Below are 17,277 nucleotides of genomic sequence, written 5' to 3'. Positions count from 1 at the left end.
TGAAGTGAGTGAAATCTGGGCCGCTGGCTATGTAGTTGTGCCCTGCCGAAGGAGGAGGTGGGGCGAGGGTCAGAGCTTGGTCCATGCCTCGGTGAGGACGCCGCGCAGGATCTGCTCGATCTCGTCGAAGACCGGCTGGTCGGCGATCAGCGGCGGGGCGAGCTGGATCACCGGGTCGCCGCGGTCGTCGGCGCGGCAGTAGAGACCGTTGTCGTACAGCGCCTTGGAGAGGAAGCCGTAGAGGACCCGCTCGGTCTCCTCGTCGGTGAAGGACTCCTTGGTGACCTTGTCCTTCACGAGCTCGATGCCGTAGAAGAAGCCGTTGCCGCGGACGTCGCCGACGATCGGGAGGTCGTGCAGCTTCCGCAGGGTCTTGAAGAAGTTGCCCTCGTTGTCGAGGACGTGCTGGTTGAGGCCCTCACGCTCGAAGATGTCGAGGTTGGCGATGCCGACGGCCGCGGAGACCGGGTGGCCACCGAAGGTGTAGCCGTGCAGGAAGGTGTTCTCGCCCTTGTAGAACGGCTCGGCCAGGCGGTCGGAGATGACGCAGGCACCGATCGGGGAGTAGCCCGAGGTCATGCCCTTGGCACAGGTGATCATGTCCGGGACGTAGCCGAACTTGTCGCAGGCGAACATCGTGCCGAGGCGGCCGAAGGCGCAGATGACCTCGTCGGAGACGAGCAGGACGTCGTACTGGTCGCAGATCTCGCGGACCCGCTGGAAGTAGCCGGGGGGCGGCGGGAAGCAGCCACCGGCGTTCTGCACCGGCTCCAGGAAGACGGCGGCGACGGTGTCCGGGCCCTCGAAGAGGATCTGCTGTTCGATCTGGTCGGCGGCCCAGCGGCCGAACGCCTCGGGGTCGTCACCGAAGATCGGCGCACGGTAGATGTTGGTGTTCGGCACCTTGTGCGCGCCGGGGACCAGCGGCTCGAAGGGGGCCTTGAGGCCGGGCAGACCGGTGATGGACAGGGCGCCCTGCGGTGTGCCGTGGTAGGCCACCGCACGCGATATCACCTTGTACTTGGTGGGCTTGCCGGTGAGCTTGAAGTACTGCTTGGCGAGCTTCCAGGCGGTCTCGACGGCCTCGCCGCCGCCGGTGGTGAAGAAGACCTTGTTCAGATCACCCGGGGCGTGGTGGGCCAGCCGCTCGGCGAGCTCCACGGCCTTGGGGTGGGCGTAGGACCACACCGGGAAGAAGGCGAGCTCCTGGGCCTGCCTGTAGGCGGTCTCGGCGAGCTCGACCCGGCCGTGGCCGGCGTTGACCACGAAGAGGCCGGCGAGGCCGTCGATGTAGCGCTTGCCCTTGTCGTCGTAGATGTTGGTGCCCTCGCCGCGCACGATGGTGGGCACGGGGGCGTTCTCGTACGACGACATGCGGGTGAAGTGCATCCACAGGTGGTCGTATGCCGTCTTGTGTGTGTTGGTTCGAGAGGCGGCGTCGGCGCTCATGTCTATCTCGTTCCCCAGGTGTAGGTCTGCTTCCGGAGCTTGAGGTAAACGAAGCTCTCGGTGGAGCGGACGCCGGGCAGGGTGCGGATCCGCTTGTTGATCATTTCCAGGAGGTGATCGTCGTCCTCGCAGACGATCTCGATGATGAGATCGAAGGAGCCCGCCGTCATGACGACGTACTCGACCTCTTCCATGGTCGTCAGGGCGTCGGCCACGGGATCGAGGTCGCCCTCGACGTTGATGCCGACCATTGCCTGTCGCCGGAAACCGACCGTGAGGGGGTCGGTGACCGCGACGATCTGCATCACGCCTTGGTCGAGCAGTTTCTGTACGCGTTGGCGTACCGCCGCCTCGGACAGGCCCACGGCCTTGCCGATCGCGGCGTACGGACGGCGTCCGTCCTCCTGGAGCTGCTCGATGATCGCCAGGGAGACGGAGTCGATCGACGGAGTGCCGGTTCTGTCATGACTGTTTCGAGGAGGCGCCACGTCCCTCACTGTGCACGAGCCTCGGCAGTATGGCAACCTCAAATCAATGAAATCAGTCGTTTGGAGATCAGAATTTCACTGATTCCGTTGTTCATGGCTGGTGGGTGTGTTGAAAACGTCGGCTTCATGGCTAGGGTGGGTGTCTCAACCACCGGACATCTGACTGAAGGGGGCGCACAGTGACCACCGCACTGCGTCGTCTGCGCAACTACATCGACGGGGAGTTCCGGGACGCCGCCGACGGGCGGACCACGGAGGTGGTCAACCCGTCGACGGGTGAGGCGTACGCCACCGCGCCTCTCTCGGGCGCCGCCGACATCGACGCGGCGATGGCTGCCGCCGAGGCCGCCTTCCCCGCATGGCGTGACCTGATCCCGGCCGAGCGCCAGAAGGTCCTGCTCAAGATCGCCGACCGCTTCGAGGAGCGGGCCGAGGAGCTGATCGCCGCCGAGTCCGAGAACTGCGGCAAGCCCATCGCGCTCGTACGCGACGAGGAAATCCCGCCGATGGTGGACCAGATCCGCTTCTTCGCGGGTGCCGCCCGGATGCTGGAGGGCCGCTCGGCCGGCGAGTACATGGACGGCTTCACGTCCATCGTCCGGCGTGAGCCGGTCGGCGTCTGCGCGCAGGTCGCGCCCTGGAACTACCCGATGATGATGGCGGTGTGGAAGTTCGCGCCGGCGCTGGCCGCGGGCAACACCGTCGTCATCAAGCCGTCCGACACCACCCCCGCCTCCACGGTGCTGATCGCCGACATCATCGGCAGCGTGCTGGACGAACTGGGCCACCCCCGCGGCGTGTTCAACGTCGTCTGCGGCGACCGCGAGACCGGCCGGCTGATGGTCGAGCACCCGGTCCCGGCGATGGCCTCGATCACCGGCTCGGTCCGTGCCGGTATGCAGGTCGCCGAGTCCGCGTCCAGGGACCTCAAGCGGGTCCACCTGGAGCTCGGCGGCAAGGCGCCGGTCGTCGTCTTCGAGGACACCGACATCGCCAAGGCCGTCGAGGACATCACCGTCGCCGGCTACTTCAACGCCGGCCAGGACTGTACGGCCGCCACCCGGGTGCTCGTCCACGAATCCATCCACGACGACTTCGTCGCCGCGCTGGCCAAGGCCGCCTCGGAGACCAAGACCGGTGCCGTCGACGCCGAGGACGTGCTGTACGGCCCGCTGAACAACGCCAACCAGCTCCAGCAGGTCAAGGGCTTCATCGAGCGACTGCCCGCGCACGCCAAGATCGAGGCGGGCGGCGAACAGATCGGTGAGAAGGGCTACTTCTTCGCCCCGACCGTCGTCTCGGGCCTCAAGCAGGACGACGAGATCATCCAGCGCGAGGTCTTCGGCCCGGTCATCACCGTCCAGTCCTTCACCGACGAGAAGCAGGCGGTGGCGTGGGCCAACGGCGTCGAGTACGCCCTGGCGTCCTCGGTGTGGACGAAGGACCACGCCCGCGCCATGCGGATGTCCAAGAGCCTCGACTTCGGCTGCGTCTGGATCAACACCCACATCCCGCTGGTCGCCGAGATGCCGCACGGCGGATTCAAGAAGTCCGGCTACGGCAAGGACCTTTCGGCCTACGGCTTCGACGACTACACCCGTATCAAGCATGTGATGACCTCGCTGGACTAGCCGAGCCGGCGGCTCCACGCCGTCGAGGGTGCGCAGGCCGCTCGACACACCGTCGCGGGCGGAGGCCCGGCAGCTGACGTTCTGTCTCTTGCCGCCTCCGCCCGCGGCGCGTGAGAGTGCCGCCCATGGCTGATCTTTCGCGGCGTTCGCTGCTCAGGGGCATCGGCACCATCGGCACGGCCGGGGCGCTGGCCGCCGCGGCCGGATGCGGGGTGCCGCCGGCGTACGTCGAGGCCGCGGACCGCGGCGGCCCGGACCGCTCGGCGCGGGACCGGCGGCTCGTGTTCGCCAACTGGCCGCTCTATATCGACGTCGACGACCACGACAAACGGCGCCGACCCACCCTGGACGCGTTCCGGCGGCGCACCGGGATATCCGTCACCTACACGGAAGAGATCAACGACAACGACGAGTTCTTCGGGAAGATCGCTCCGGCGCTGATGAACCACCAGCCCACCGGCCGCGATCTGATCGTCATCAGCGACTGGATGTGCGCCCGGTTCGTCCGGCTGGGCTGGGTCCAGAAGATGGACCGGGCGGCCCAGCCCCAGGTCGCCGCAAACCTCGATCCGCTGCTGCTCTCCCCGCACTTCGACCCCGGCCGCGCCCACTCCGTCCCCTGGCAGTCCGGGATCACCGGCATCGCGTACAACCGCAGAAAGCTGGGCCGGGAGATCCACCGGACCGCCGACCTGTGGCAGGACGATCTGCGCGGGCGGGTCACCCTGCTCTCCGGGCTCGACGAGGCGTTCGCGATGCTCATGCAGGGCGACGGTGTCGACATCACCCGCTGGACCGCCGACGACTTCCACCGGATGACCGACCGGATCCGCGGGCTCGTCCGCAAGGGCCACATCCGGCGGTTCACCGGCAACGACTACATCAAGGACCTGGACTCCGGGGACGTCCTCGCCGCGCAGGCGTACTCCGGTGATGTGAGGCAACTCCGGGCGGACAACCCCGACATCGAGTTCGTGGTGCCGGAGGAAGGCGCCGAGCTGTGGGCGGAGAGCCTGATGATCCCCGACCTCGCGGACCACAAGCGCAACGCGGAGCGGCTGATCGACTACTACTACCGGCCGGAGGTCGCCGCCGACCTGGCGGCCTGGGTCAACTATGTGTGCCCCGTCCCCGCCGCACGGGACATCCTCGCATCCGCCAGGGACAAGGAACGGGCCGCACTGGCCGAGGACCTGCTGGTCTTCCCCGACGACACGATGCGCAAGCGGCTGGCGATCGCCCGTGACATCACGTCCGAGGAGCGGACCGGCTTCGCGAAGGAGTGGAACGGGATCGTGGGGTTGTAGGGGCGGGATGCGGGGTGGGGCGAGCACCCTTAGGGGGTGGGTGGGGGAGAACCCCTGGTAGGGCCTGTCCGATGGCACTGGGCGCGCCTCTGCCGCATCGGACACCCTTGGCGGCAGGGCAGCGGACAGGGGTGATCAGTCGGCCTCCCGCGCTCCGCCCTCTGCGCCGCGCACCCCCCTCGCCCCGCTGCCTCGCCGCACCAGCAGGCTCCCCAGGGCGGTGCGCCGGTGCAGAACCGCCCGTCCCGCGCGGACCGTGGTGATCAGGCCGGCCCCGCGCAGCGCCGTGGTGTGGGCGGAGACGGTGGCGTTGCTCACGTGCAGCCGCCGGGCGAGTTCGCTGGTGGTGTGCTCGTCCGCGAGCAGCAGCAGGATGTCGACGCGGGTTCGTCCGAGCACCCCGGCCAGCGCGTCATCCGTGCTGCCCGGCGCGGCCGGCTGGAGCGGCAGGCCCGGGCCGGCCGGGTACGTCACGGCCAGAGGGCGAGCGGGCAGGTCGGCGACGAGGGGATGACCGGTCCAGTGGAAGGTGGGCACGAGCAGCAGGCCACGACCCCGCAGCCTGATGTCCCGCTCACCGGGTGCCGCGAACTCCCATATGTCGCCGCGCAGTTGGCTGCCCGGTGCGAGTGCGGCGAGTTCGGCGAGCGCGGCGCCGATGCCGTGCTCGGCCACGGCCAGGGCATGGCGGGTGAACTCCGCCTGGTGCAGGTCCTGCACCACGGGCCACACGGGGCGCAGCACCGTATCGAAGGCGGCACGCTGTGCGCGGCGGACGAGCTGCCAGGCAGCGGCGTCGCCCCGGTGCAGATCGCGGACCCATGGCGGTGCGGGGGCCGCATGCGTGGCGTAGACCCGCTCGATCTCGGAGCGGACCAGGGCCGGACGCGAGCCTCGGACGGTGTCCAGGCCCTCCTTCAGGCTGTCGCCGAACACATCGAGAAAGCCGGGGGCTTCCGCCGCGGGGACCAGATCCCGCAGCGGCAGGACGGCGTTCGGCAAGGAGTGCAGCAACCGGTTTCTCCAGCGGCCGAAGAGCAGCGCGTCATCGCGGACGCACATCTTCATGAGGGCCACGTTCAGCTCTTGCAACGGGGCCGGCCGGGGCGCGAACCGCACCCGGGCGAAGTCGGCGGCCGTGAAGTGGATCCGGATCATTACGCTCCCTGGCGGCGCCGCGCCATCGTTTCGGGCAGGGACTAAATGATCGCGTGCGCTTCCCACCGGGCGTCAGCATTCGGGTCATGACACAAGAGGCCGTGACGGAACAGGTCACGACGCAGCCGGCCATGACACAACGGGCCCTGACGCAAGGGGGCACGACACAAGGGGGAGCCATGCCGCGCAAGCAGGACAGCGAAGGTGGGCAGGCGGGAACGGCCGGAGTGGGCCGACGGGCCGTCACCAAGTCGGCCGCTCTGGTCGCCGGGCTGCTGCTCGCGGGCGGTGGCGGAAGCGCCGCAGAGGCACAGGCGCGGGGACGGGGGCCGACGGGACAGGGCGGATCGACGGGACGGGGTGGATCGACGGGACAGGAGCAACAGGCGGGACAGGCGGGGGCACGGGCCGGGGACGACATCACCGTGCGGCTCCCGGCGCCGACCGGCCCGCACCGGACCGGGGTCACCACGCTGTACCTGGTCGATCGCTCCAGGCGTGACCCGTGGGAGCCGCTCCCCGTCCGGGAGGTGATGGTCACGGCGTGCTATCCGGCCCGTGCCGTCCACGGCTACCCGGTCGCACCGCAGATGACCGAGGAGGCCGCGCAGTCGTTCAAGGTCATCGACCCTCTCCTCCACCCGGGGTTGCCGAAGTCCGGGGTGAACTGGGCGGCCACCATGTCCCATTCGCACACGGACGCGCCCGCGCAGACCGTACCGCGGCCGGTGCTGCTCCACAGCCCGGGAGGCGGCGACCCGCGTACCCTGGGCACCGGGCTCGCCGAGGAACTGGCGAGCCATGGCCACGTGGTGGTCACCATCGATCACCCCGGCGACGCCAGCGAGGTCGAGTTCCCCCACCAGACGCAGTACCGGGAAAAGGTCCGCCACACCGTGTTCAGAGGCGATCCCCGGACCGATCCGAAGATCTTCCGCACCGCGATCGACACCCGGATCGCGGATATCCGCTTCGTACTGGACCAGTTGGCCCTGCTGGCGGCCGGGCACAACCCCGACGCGGAGGGAGGCGGGGTGCCGGAAGACCTGGGGCGGGCGCTGGATCTGCGGCGGGTGGGAGCCTATGGCCACTCGGCCGGTGGCACCGCCGTGTCCGAGGCGCTGTACGAGGACCGGCGCATCGGCGCGGCGGTCGATCTGGAGGGCTGTCTGGACCACCCGCCGGAGGCACCCGGCCGGGAAGGGCAGCTGTTCCCCGTCGCGCGTCACGGCGTGGACCGGCCGCTGCTCCTGATGGGTACCGACGGCTTCCCCGACCCGAAGGGGCTGGAACGCTCCTGGTCGGCCATGCTGGCCCACCCGCGAGGCCACACCCACCGACGGCAGCTCCGCCACGCCGCGCACTGGGTGTTCACCGACTATGCGGTCATGGCACCGCAGTTGCAGGCCGCCGGCCTGATGACCGCCCACGACCGCAACAAGCTGGTCGGCCCGATCGCCCCGGAAGCGTCGGTGCCCCGGGTGCGGAAATATGTGCACACGTTCTTCGCCGAACACCTTTCCGTCCGCGGATAGCGGACCGTCTCGACGTCGTCGTGCGGTGGAGTTCGTGGACGACGCGGTGGGGTTCGTGGACGGCGACAGCCCCGTAGCCCGGCTAGCCGCGCCACTCCGCCGCGTACGTGTCGATCTCGGCCGCCAGCCGGGCCTTGGCGGGCGCGTCCAGGAAGGAGGCTGCGACGGCGTTCTTGGCGAGGGCGGCCACTCCGGCCGCGTCCAGCCCCAACAGCCGGGCGGCGATGCCGTATTCGGTGTTGAGGTCGGTACCGAACATCGGTGGGTCGTCGCTGTTGATGGTCACCAGCACGCCCGCGTCGACCATGTCCTTCATCGGGTGCTCTTCGAGGGTGCGCACGGCCCGGGTGGCGATGTTGGAGGTGGGGCAGACCTCCAACGGGGTGCGGTGCTCGGCGAGGTGGGCCAGCAGCTCGGGGTCCTGGGAGGCGCTGGTGCCGTGGCCGATGCGCTCGGCGCGGAGCGCGGTGAGGGCGTCCCAGACGGTGCCGGGGCCCGTCGTCTCACCGGCGTGCGGCACGGAGTGGAGGCCGACCGCGACGGCGCGGTCGAAGTACGGCTTGAACTGCGGGCGCGGGACGCCGATTTCGGGGCCGCCGAGCCCGAACGAGACCAGACCCTCGGGCCGCAGATCGCAGGCGATCCGGGCGGTCTCCTCCGCGGCCTCCAGACCGGCCTCGCCGGGAATGTCGAAGCACCAGCGCAGGACCACGCCCAGCTCGGCCTCCGCGGACTTGCGGGCGTCCTCGATGGCCTCGACGAACGCGGCGTCGGGGATGCCCCGGCTGGTCGAGCTGAAGGGGGTGACCGTCAGCTCGGCGTACCGGATGTTCTGGCGGGCCATGTCCCGGGCGACCTCGTACGTCAGCAGGCGGACGTCCTCGGAGTCGCGGATCAGGTCCACGACGGAGAGATAGACCTCCACGAAGTGCCCGAAGTCGCGGAAGGTGAAGTAGTCGACGAGCGCTTCGGGATCGGTGGGGACGGCGGAGTCCGGGTGGCGGGCGGCCAGCTCGGACACGATCCGCGGCGAGGCCGATCCGACGTGGTGGACATGCAGCTCCGCCTTGGGCAGGCCCGTGATGAAGGCATCGAGATCGGACAACGGTCCTCCTGGTCGAGGGGCATGCGGCGGCGTGCGGAACGGCCTGGTCATGGTATGCGGGGCCGGGGCGGCGGCGCGGTGCGGGGCCGATGCCCCGGGACCTATGACTCCGGTACGTGTGGCGCCGCCCCGCCGGGCTCCGCGGCCCTCGCCCAGGGCATGTCCGCGGCCAGCCGCTGGCGGGCCTCCATCAGCGCGAAGCTCAGCAGGTTCAGCCCCCGCCAGCGTGCCGGGTCCTCGGCACGCTCGTCGTCGGCGGCCAGTCCGATGCCCCAGATGCGGTCCAGCGGGCTGGACTCCACCAGGACCCGGGAGTTCGTGCCCAGCAGGAACTCCCGCAGTGCGGGATCCTGGCCGAACTTGTGCACGCTGCCCTCCACCACCAGGTCGAAGCGGCGCGGCTGCCATATCGCGTCGTCGAAGCCGCGCACCGTACGCCCGACGCTCTTGGCCTGCTCGGGGTGGGGCGCGGCTATCGCGCGCCGCTCCGCCTCCGCGTCACCGAACAGCCGGGCCTTGCCGGCCATCATCCAGTGCTCGGCCGTGGCGTACTCGATCCCGTCGACGGTGAAGGGGGAGGGCCACCACTGGCTGAAACAGCTCGGTCCGAGGCTGCCGTCGCGCCGCGGGGCATGGCCCCAGAAGAAGACGTACTTCACCCGCTGCCCGGCGGCGACCGCCGCGCGCAGCTCCTCGACGGAGCGCGGCCCGTGCGCGGCAAGCCCGTCGGCGCTCCCCGCATCGGCCCCACTGCCGGTCCCCACCTCGGCCCCCGTATCGGCCCTCATGCCGGCCTCCGTCCCGGCCCCATCTCAGCCCCCGTGCCAGTCCCCATGAGGCTTCCCCGCCCGGCTCCCGGACCTGATCCCCGTGTTGTCGTGCACCATGCCGGGATTCTGTCAGCGGGCACTGACAACATGTCGGGGGCCCGTCCGCTGAAACGGCAGTTTTCGTTGCGTAATCAAAAGGCAACAACGGAATCGCTTGTTGAGGCACGGCGCCTCTGTCAGGATCGGCCTTCGAATCCGGAAATAGCTACGCCAGGCACTGCCGTCCAGCAGCCCGGCGCCCCGGCGGAGGAGAGCACGATGCATCAAGGGTTCCAGCGATTCGATGTCACCGAGCGATTCGCCGAGGGCGCGCACTTCATCGCGGGCGGCCTCCGCGGCGGCACGTCGGGCCGTACGCAGGCGGTCGTGGACCCGGCGACCGGTGAGACGGTGTACTCCTACGAACTCGCCGGCCCCGCGGACGTGGACGCGGCCGTCGAGGCCGCCGGCCGGGCCTTCCCGGAGTGGGCCGGTGCGACACCCGGCGAGCGTTCCGACGCGCTGCACCGCTTCGCCGCCGCGCTCGCCGAGGACGCCGCCGACCTCGCCTTCGCGGAGTCCCTGAACTGCGGAAAGCCGATCAAGCTCAGCACCGGGTTCGATGTGCCGGGTTCGGTCGACAACGCCGCCTTCTTCGCCGGCGCCGCCCGCCACCTGGAGGGCAGGGCGTCCGGTGAATACAGCGCCGACCACACCTCCGTCATCCGCCGCGAGCCGCTCGGCGTCGTCGGCTCCATCGCGCCTTGGAACTATCCGCTCCAGATGGCCGCCTGGAAGATCCTCCCGGCCGTCGCCGCGGGCAACACCATCGTCCTCAAGCCCGCCGAGATCACCCCGCTGACCTCGCTGCTGTTCGCCCAGGCCGCGCAGCGCGCGGGGCTGCCCGACGGCGTGATCAACATCGTCTCCGGGGCGGGCCGGGACGCCGGCGAACACCTCGTCGGCCACCCCGCCGTCGCCATGACCTCCTTCACCGGCTCGACCGGCGTCGGCCGGCGGGTTGCCGAGATCGCCACCGGCACCGTCAAACGGCTGCACCTGGAGCTGGGCGGCAAGGCCCCGTTCGTGGTCTTCGACGACGCGGACCTGGAGGCCGCGGTGCACGGCGCGGTGGCGGGCGCGCTGATCAACACCGGCCAGGACTGCACCGCCGCCACCCGCGCCTACGTGCAGCGCCCGCTCTACGACGCGTTCGTCAGCGGCGTCGCCGACCTGATGGCGACTGTCCGGCTCGGCGATCCCTTCGACCCGTCCACCGACCTCGGCCCGCTGATCTCGCACACCCAGCGCGACCGGGTGGCGGGTTTCGTGGACCGGGCCCGCGCCTACGCCACCGTCGTCACCGGAGGCGACGCGCCCCAGGGCGGGCCGGCCGAGGGCGCGTACTACCGGCCCACCCTCATCACCGGCGCTGCCCAGGACAGCGAGGTCGTGCAGTCCGAGATCTTCGGCCCGGTGCTGGTGGTGCTGCCCTTCGACAGCGACGACGAAGGCCTCGCGCTCGCCAATGACACCCCCTACGGGCTGGCCGCCTCCGTCTGGAGCCGGGACGTCTACCGCACCGGCCGCGCCACCCGCGAGATCAAGGCCGGCTGCGTCTGGGTCAACGACCACATCCCGATCATCAGCGAGATGCCGCACGGCGGTGCCAAGGCGTCCGGCTTCGGCAAGGACATGTCGGCCTACTCCTTCGAGGAGTACACGCAGGTCAAGCACGTCATGTACGACAACACCGCGGTCGCCGGGAAGGACTGGCACCGCACGGTCTTCGGGGACCGCCCGTAAGGACGTCCACCGACACGGGCACCACCCCCGGCGTCCCGATCGCGGCGTGCCCCCGCCCCACCACGCCCCACGCCCCGCCCCCTGCGGCCAGCGCCGCGCGGCATCGTCACCACCGGCCGAGCGCCGGGCTCACCCCTGAAAGGGCACCGCGCATGGAGCACCACGAGCAGCCCGAACCCCTGTCCCAGGCCGAACTCGCCGCGATGCGCAGCAGCCTGACGCATGGCCGACTGGCCATGACCAGGCGCACCCTGCTGCGCGCCACGGGTGTCGCGGCGGCCGCGACGGCCGGTCTCGGCGCCCTGTCCGCCTGCGGTATCCCGCCCGCCGGCCGTACCGACGCGGGCAGCTCCACGGACCACTCCAAGAAGGAGAAGCGCCTCAACTTCTCCAACTGGACCGAGTACATGGACGTCAGCGACGACGGCAAGCACCGGCCGACGCTGGAGAACTTCACCGAGCGCACCGGCATCGCCGTCAAGTACACCGAGGACATCAACGACAACGACGAGTTCTTCGGCAAGATCCAGGCCCAGCTCGCGGCGGGCCAGGACACCGGCCGGGACCTGATCGTGCTCACCGACTGGATGTGCGCACGGATGATCTCGCTCGGCTGGATCGAGAAGCTGGACCCGGCCCAACTGCCGCACGCCTACGCCAATCTCTCGCCCCAGTTCCGCAGCCCCGCCTGGGACCCGGGCCGCGCGCACTCCTACCCCTGGCAGGGCATCCCGGCGATCATCGCGTACAACAAGAAGGCCACCGGCGGCCGCACGGTCGACTCGGTCAGCCAGCTGCTGGAGGACCCCGAGCTCAAGGGCCGGGTCGGCTTCCTCTCCGAGATGCGCGACAGCGTCGGACTGACCCTCCTGGACATGGGCAAGAAGCCCGAGGACGTCACCGCGGACGACTTCGACGCGGCCATCGCCCGGATCCAGAAGGGCGTCGACTCGAAGCAGATCCGCCGCTTCACCGGCAACGACTACACCACCGACCTGCACAAGGGCGACCTCGCCGCCTGCGTGGCCTGGGCGGGCGACGTCGTCCAGCTGAAGAACGACAACCCGGACATCGACTTCGCCATCCCCAAGGCCGGCTACATGACGTCCACCGACAACCTCATGGTGCCGAACAAGGCACGCCACAAGCAGAACGCCGAACGGCTCATCGACTACTTCTACGAGCCCAAGGTGGCGGCGAGGATCGCGGCGTACATCAACTACGTCTGCCCCGTGGAGGGCGTACGCGAGGAACTCGCCAAGATCGACAAGAAGGCGGCCGACAACCCGCTGATCCTGCCGGACCAGGAGATGGCCGGGAAATCCCACTCCTTCCGCGCCCTGACCGCCGAGGAGAGCAAGGCGTTCGCGCAGAAGTTCGCCGACCTCACCGGCGCCTGAACCTCCCCCAAGCTCTCAACTTCGTTCGAGCAGGGGGTACCCCCATCACGCCTGGACCCCCCTCCCCCCGCCAGGCCCGTACGAGCGCGTCCGCCCTCCGACACACGGGACGACCCACATGACCGACACCACGACCCCCCAAAGCAGCGGCGGCGACGTCCGCCTCCACGGGATCAGCAAGACCTACGGGTCCTTCACCGCCGTCCACCCGCTCGATCTCACCGTCCCCGCAGGCTCCTTCTTCGCACTGCTGGGCGCCTCCGGCTGCGGCAAGACCACCACCCTGCGGATGATCGCCGGGCTGGAGGACCCCACCACCGGGACCGTCGAACTCTCCGGCCGCGACGTCACCGCCCTGCCGCCGTACAAGCGCCAGGTCAACACCGTCTTCCAGAACTACGCGCTCTTCCCGCACCTCGACATCTTCGAGAACGTCGCCTTCGGGCTGCGCCGCCGCGGCATCAAGTCCGTCAAGAAGCAGGTCGAGGAGATGCTCGACCTGGTACAGCTCGGCCCGATGGCGCGCCGCAAGCCGCAGCAGCTCTCCGGCGGCCAGCAGCAGCGCGTCGCGGTCGCCCGCGCCCTGATCAACCACCCCCAGGTGCTGCTGCTCGACGAGCCCCTGGGCGCCCTCGACCTCAAGCTGCGCCGCCAGATGCAGCTGGAGCTCAAGCGCATCCAGACCGAGGTCGGCATCACCTTCGTACACGTCACCCACGACCAGGAGGAGGCCATGACCATGGCCGACACGGTCGCGGTGATGAACGGCGGACGGGTCGAGCAACTCGGCGCGCCCGCCGACCTCTACGAGAACCCCGCCACCACCTTCGTCGCCAACTTCCTGGGCACCTCCAACCTCATCGAGGCCGAGGTCGTCGAGGCGAGCGGCGAGCACCTGCTCCTCACGGCCGGCGACGCCAAACTCCGGCTGCCGGCCGGCCGCTGCAGCGCCCCGGCCCGCACCGGGGACACGGTGCTGGCCGGCATACGGCCCGAGAAGGTCTCCCTGGCACACACCGACGACGCCGGGGCGATCACCGAAGGACGCAACCGGCTGCCCGGCCGCATCAAGGACGCGAGCTTCATCGGCGTCTCCACCCAGTACCTCATCGAGACCCCCGGCCTGGGCGAACTCGCCGTCTACGAGCAGAACATCGAGCGGGACGGACGCCTGGTACCCGGAGCCGAGGTCGTCGTGCACTGGAACCCGGCGCACACCTTCGGGCTGGACGCGGCGCAGGACATCTCGGCCGGGGCGGACCTCGACGAGGAGGCCGCATGACCACCACGGAGGCGCCCGCGCCACCCTCCGGACCGGCCGGAGCCGAGCCGCTCCAGGCCCGCAAGACCCCCGCCCGCAAGCGGCTCGTCCCCTACTGGCTGCTGCTCCCCGGCATCCTCTGGCTGGTCGTCTTCTTCGCCGCCCCGCTCGTCTACCAGGCGTCGACGTCCCTCCAGACCGGCTCCCTCGAAGACGGCTTCACGGTCACCTGGCACTTCGCGACCTACCTGGACGCGATCGCCGAATACTGGCCGCAGTTCCTCCGGTCGGTGCTGTACGCCGCCATCGCCACCGCGCTCTGCCTGCTGCTCGGCTACCCGCTGGCCTACCTCATCGCCTTCAAGGCCGGCCGCTGGCGCAATCTCGTGATGATCCTCGTCATCGCCCCGTTCTTCACCAGTTTCCTGATCCGCACCCTGGCCTGGAAGACGATCCTGGCGGACGGCGGACCGGTCGTCGGTGTCCTCAACTCGCTGCACGTCCTGGACGTCACCAGCTGGCTGGGCATGACCGAGGGACAACGGGTGCTGGCCACCCCGCTCGCGGTGGTCTGCGGACTGACCTACAACTTCCTGCCGTTCATGATCCTGCCGCTCTACAGCTCCCTGGAGCGCATCGACCCCCGGCTGCACGAGGCCGCCGGCGACCTCTACGCCCGCCCGGCCACCACCTTCCGCCGGGTCACCTTCCCGCTGTCCATGCCGGGCGTCGTCGCGGGCACCCTGCTCACCTTCATCCCCGCCGCCGGCGACTACATCAACGCCGAACTGCTGGGCTCCACCGACCAGAAGATGATCGGCAACGTCATCCAGTCCCAGTTCCTGCGGGTCCTGGACTATCCGACCGCCGCCGCCCTCTCGTTCATCCTCATGGCGGCCATCCTCGCGATGGTCACGATCTACATTCGCAAGTCCGGGACGGAGGAGCTGGTCTGATGGCGGACACCGAGACCACGGCGGCCACGGCGCCCCCCACGAAGAGGCCGCCGCGCACCACCAACAAGGCCCTGCTCTGGCTACGCCGCAACCTCGTCACCCTCGCGGGCCTGTGCACGCTGGCCTATCTGATCCTGCCCAACCTGGTCGTCCTGGTCTTCTCCTTCAACAAGCCCAACGGCCGCTTCAACTACCAGTGGCAGCGCTTCTCCACGGACGCCTGGACCGACCCCTGCGGCGTCGCCGATCTGTGCGGCTCGCTCGGCCTGAGCCTGCAGATAGCCCTCTGGGCCACCCTCGGCGCGACCGCCCTCGGCACGATGATCGCCTTCGCGCTGGCCCGTTACCGCTTCCGCGCGCGCTCCGGCGTCAACGCCCTGATCTTCCTGCCGATGGCCATGCCCGAGGTCGTCATGGCCGCCTCGCTGGCCACCCTGTTCCTCAACATGGGTATCCGGTTCGGTTTCTGGACGATCCTCATCGCCCACATCATGTTCTGCCTGAGCTTCGTCGTCACCGCCGTCAAGGCACGCGTGATGAGCATGGACCCGCGCCTGGAACAGGCCGCCCAGGACCTCTACGCCTCCCCGGCGCAGACCTTCCTGCGGGTCACGCTGCCGATCGCCGCCCCCGGCATCGCGGCCGGCGCGCTGCTCTCCTTCGCGCTCTCCTTCGACGACTTCATCATCACCAACTTCAACGCCGGCTCCACCGTGACCTTCCCCATGTTCGTCTGGGGATCGGCACAGCGGGGCACACCCGTTCAGATCAACGTCATCGGCACGGCGATGTTCCTGGTCGCCGTGGTGTGCGTCATCGTCGGTCAACTGGCCGGCCGCCGCCGTAAAAGGAGCTAGAGGAGCTGAGAACCATGGCACGAGCTGCCATGCCGTATCCGTCCGGTGCATCCCCCATCCGGGCACTCTCGGACACCGCCCCCACACCCTTCTGGCTTGAGGACCCGGACCGCCCCGCCGCCCTGCCCGCCCTCGTCGGCGACGAGACCTGCGATCTGCTCGTCGTCGGCGGCGGCTACTCGGGACTGTGGACCGCCCTGATCGCCAAGGAACGCGACCCGCAGTGCGATGTGGTCCTGGTCGAGGGCGCCGAGATCGGCTGGGCCGCCTCCGGGCGCAACGGCGGCTTCTGCGCCGCCTCCCTCACCCACGGCCTCGGCAACGGCCTGGCCCGCTGGCCGCACGAACTCGCCATCCTCGAACGGCTCGGCATGCGCAACCTCGACGCCATCGAGGACGCCGTCGCCCGCTACGGCATCGACTGCGCCTTCGAGCGCACCGGCGAGATCGATATCGCCACCGAGCCCCACCAGGTCGCCGAGCTCAAGGAGACCGCCGAGGACGCCGCCCGGCTGGGCCTTGACCGCCACCGCTTCCTCGACCGGGACGAACTCCGCGCCGAGGTCGACTCACCGACCTTCCTGGCCGGACTCTGGGACCGCGACGGCGTCGCCATGCTCAACCCGGCCCGCCTCGCCTGGGGCCTGAAGCGGGCCTGCCTCGACCTCGGCGTCCGCGTCTACGAACGCACCCGGGCCACCGCCCTCGCCTCCGAAGGCCTGGGCATGGCCGTCCGCACCCCCTACGGCCGGGTCTTCGCCCGCCGTGTCGCGCTCGGCACCAACGCCTTCCCGTCCCTGGTGCGTCGGATCCGCCCGTACATCGTCCCGGTCTACGACCACGCCCTGATGACCGAGCCGCTCTCCGACGACCAGCTCGCCGCCATCGGCTGGCGCAACCGTCAGGGACTGTCCGACAGCAACAACCACTTCCACTACTTCCGTATCACCGCCGACAACCGCATCCTGTGGGGCGGCTATGACATCGTCTACCGCTACGGCGGCGGCGTCCGCGCCGAATACGACCAGCACCCGGCCACGTACGAGAAGCTCGCCCGGCACTTCTTCCGCTGCTTCCCCCAGCTGGAGGGCCTGCGTTTCAGCCACAGCTGGGGCGGCGCGATCGACACCTGTGCCCGCTTCGCCGCGTTCTTCGGCACCGCACACGCCGGCCGGGTCGCCTACGCCGCCGGCTATACGGGCCTCGGCGTGGGCGCCACCCGCTTCGGAGCCGAGGTGATGCTCGACCTGCTCGGCGGTGAGCGCACCGAACGCACCGCACTGGAGATGGTGCGCACCAAACCGCTGCCGTTCCCGCCCGAACCGCTGCGCTGGGCCGGTATCGGGCTCACCCAGTGGTCGATGACCCGCGCGGACAGGCACGGCGGGCGGCGCAATCTGTGGCTGAAGGCCATGGACAAGATCGGGCTGGGCTTCGACAGCTGACGCTTCGCCCCGGCTGTTCGACGTCACCGTTCGGCCTGGCCGGGAGGACCGACATGGGCCCTGACCGAGA

14 protein-coding genes are annotated in these 17,277 nt (G+C 69.8%); 9 read left to right on the top strand and 5 right to left on the bottom strand.

Going from position 1 to position 17,277, the window contains the following annotated elements; genetic code table 11:
* Window positions 1-69 precede the first annotated feature (69 nt).
* On the bottom strand, window positions 70-1,449 hold the full coding sequence (locus tag K9S39_RS14010; protein WP_248863676.1) for an aspartate aminotransferase family protein: 1,380 nt from the start codon (window positions 1,447-1,449) through the stop codon (window positions 70-72).
* 2 nt (window positions 1,450-1,451) lie between these two features.
* On the bottom strand, window positions 1,452-1,946 hold the full coding sequence (locus tag K9S39_RS14005) for an Lrp/AsnC family transcriptional regulator (RefSeq protein WP_406707930.1): 495 nt from the start codon (window positions 1,944-1,946) through the stop codon (window positions 1,452-1,454).
* 170 nt (window positions 1,947-2,116) lie between these two features.
* Between K9S39_RS14005 and K9S39_RS14000 the strand changes: the two genes are divergently transcribed.
* Both K9S39_RS14000 and K9S39_RS13995 read left to right on the top strand, forming a co-directional pair.
* A complete protein-coding gene (locus K9S39_RS14000; RefSeq protein WP_248863675.1) occupies window positions 2,117-3,568 on the top strand; it encodes a gamma-aminobutyraldehyde dehydrogenase in 1,452 nt (483 codons plus the stop codon).
* 125 nt (window positions 3,569-3,693) lie between these two features.
* Complete coding sequence (locus K9S39_RS13995; protein ID WP_248863674.1) at window positions 3,694-4,875, top strand: polyamine ABC transporter substrate-binding protein; 1,182 nt, start codon at window positions 3,694-3,696, stop codon at window positions 4,873-4,875.
* Between the two features lie 135 nt (window positions 4,876-5,010).
* On the opposite strand, the gene K9S39_RS13990 is transcribed toward K9S39_RS13995, so the two are convergent.
* Window positions 5,011-6,033: an ArsR/SmtB family transcription factor gene (locus tag K9S39_RS13990; RefSeq protein WP_248863673.1), complete on the bottom strand. Its 1,023-nt coding sequence runs from the start codon at window positions 6,031-6,033 to the stop codon at window positions 5,011-5,013.
* Between the two features lie 179 nt (window positions 6,034-6,212).
* Here K9S39_RS13990 and K9S39_RS13985 point away from each other — a divergent pair, with 179 nt between their 5' ends.
* Window positions 6,213-7,568 (top strand): alpha/beta hydrolase family protein, encoded by a 1,356-nt coding sequence (locus tag K9S39_RS13985; RefSeq protein ID WP_248863672.1) that lies wholly within the window; start codon window positions 6,213-6,215, stop codon window positions 7,566-7,568.
* 82 nt (window positions 7,569-7,650) lie between these two features.
* Here K9S39_RS13985 and K9S39_RS13980 read toward each other — a convergent pair whose 3' ends face one another.
* Together K9S39_RS13980 and K9S39_RS13975 are read right to left on the bottom strand one after the other, a co-directional pair.
* The gene (locus tag K9S39_RS13980; protein WP_248863671.1) at window positions 7,651-8,724 is read right to left on the bottom strand and encodes an adenosine deaminase; all 1,074 of its coding nucleotides are present in this window, start codon (window positions 8,722-8,724) and stop codon (window positions 7,651-7,653) included.
* Window positions 8,725-8,774: 50 nt separating this feature from the next.
* Window positions 8,775-9,461, bottom strand: a complete 687-nt coding sequence (locus K9S39_RS13975; protein ID WP_248863670.1) for an NADAR family protein — start codon at window positions 9,459-9,461, stop codon at window positions 8,775-8,777.
* Between the two features lie 300 nt (window positions 9,462-9,761).
* On the opposite strand from K9S39_RS13975, the gene K9S39_RS13970 reads away from it, so the two are divergent.
* The 6 genes from K9S39_RS13970 to K9S39_RS13945 all read left to right on the top strand — a co-directional run bounded on the left by K9S39_RS13970 (window position 9,762) and on the right by K9S39_RS13945 (window position 17,207).
* The gene (locus K9S39_RS13970; RefSeq protein WP_248863669.1) at window positions 9,762-11,288 is read left to right on the top strand and encodes a gamma-aminobutyraldehyde dehydrogenase; all 1,527 of its coding nucleotides are present in this window, start codon (window positions 9,762-9,764) and stop codon (window positions 11,286-11,288) included.
* 152 nt (window positions 11,289-11,440) lie between these two features.
* Entirely contained in the window at window positions 11,441-12,688 is a 1,248-nt protein-coding gene (locus K9S39_RS13965) for a polyamine ABC transporter substrate-binding protein (protein ID WP_248863668.1), read from the top strand.
* 118 nt (window positions 12,689-12,806) lie between these two features.
* Entirely contained in the window at window positions 12,807-13,970 is a 1,164-nt protein-coding gene (locus K9S39_RS13960) for an ABC transporter ATP-binding protein (protein ID WP_248863667.1), read from the top strand.
* The gene (locus K9S39_RS13955) at window positions 13,967-14,905 is read left to right on the top strand and encodes an ABC transporter permease (protein WP_248863666.1); all 939 of its coding nucleotides are present in this window, start codon (window positions 13,967-13,969) and stop codon (window positions 14,903-14,905) included. Before K9S39_RS13960 ends, K9S39_RS13955 begins: the two co-directional genes overlap by 4 nt.
* On the top strand, window positions 14,905-15,762 hold the full coding sequence (locus tag K9S39_RS13950; RefSeq protein ID WP_248863665.1) for an ABC transporter permease: 858 nt from the start codon (window positions 14,905-14,907) through the stop codon (window positions 15,760-15,762). Before K9S39_RS13955 ends, K9S39_RS13950 begins: the two co-directional genes overlap by 1 nt.
* Before the next feature lie 14 nt (window positions 15,763-15,776).
* Window positions 15,777-17,207, top strand: a complete 1,431-nt coding sequence (locus K9S39_RS13945; protein ID WP_248863664.1) for an NAD(P)/FAD-dependent oxidoreductase — start codon at window positions 15,777-15,779, stop codon at window positions 17,205-17,207.
* Window positions 17,208-17,277 lie beyond the last annotated feature (70 nt).

Origin of the sequence: Streptomyces halobius, from assembly GCF_023277745.1 — a bacterium.
Taxonomy (GTDB): domain Bacteria; phylum Actinomycetota; class Actinomycetes; order Streptomycetales; family Streptomycetaceae; genus Streptomyces; species Streptomyces halobius.
Note: the sequence above shows the minus strand (reverse complement) of the source record. Positions and strands in the feature narration are given on the sequence as shown.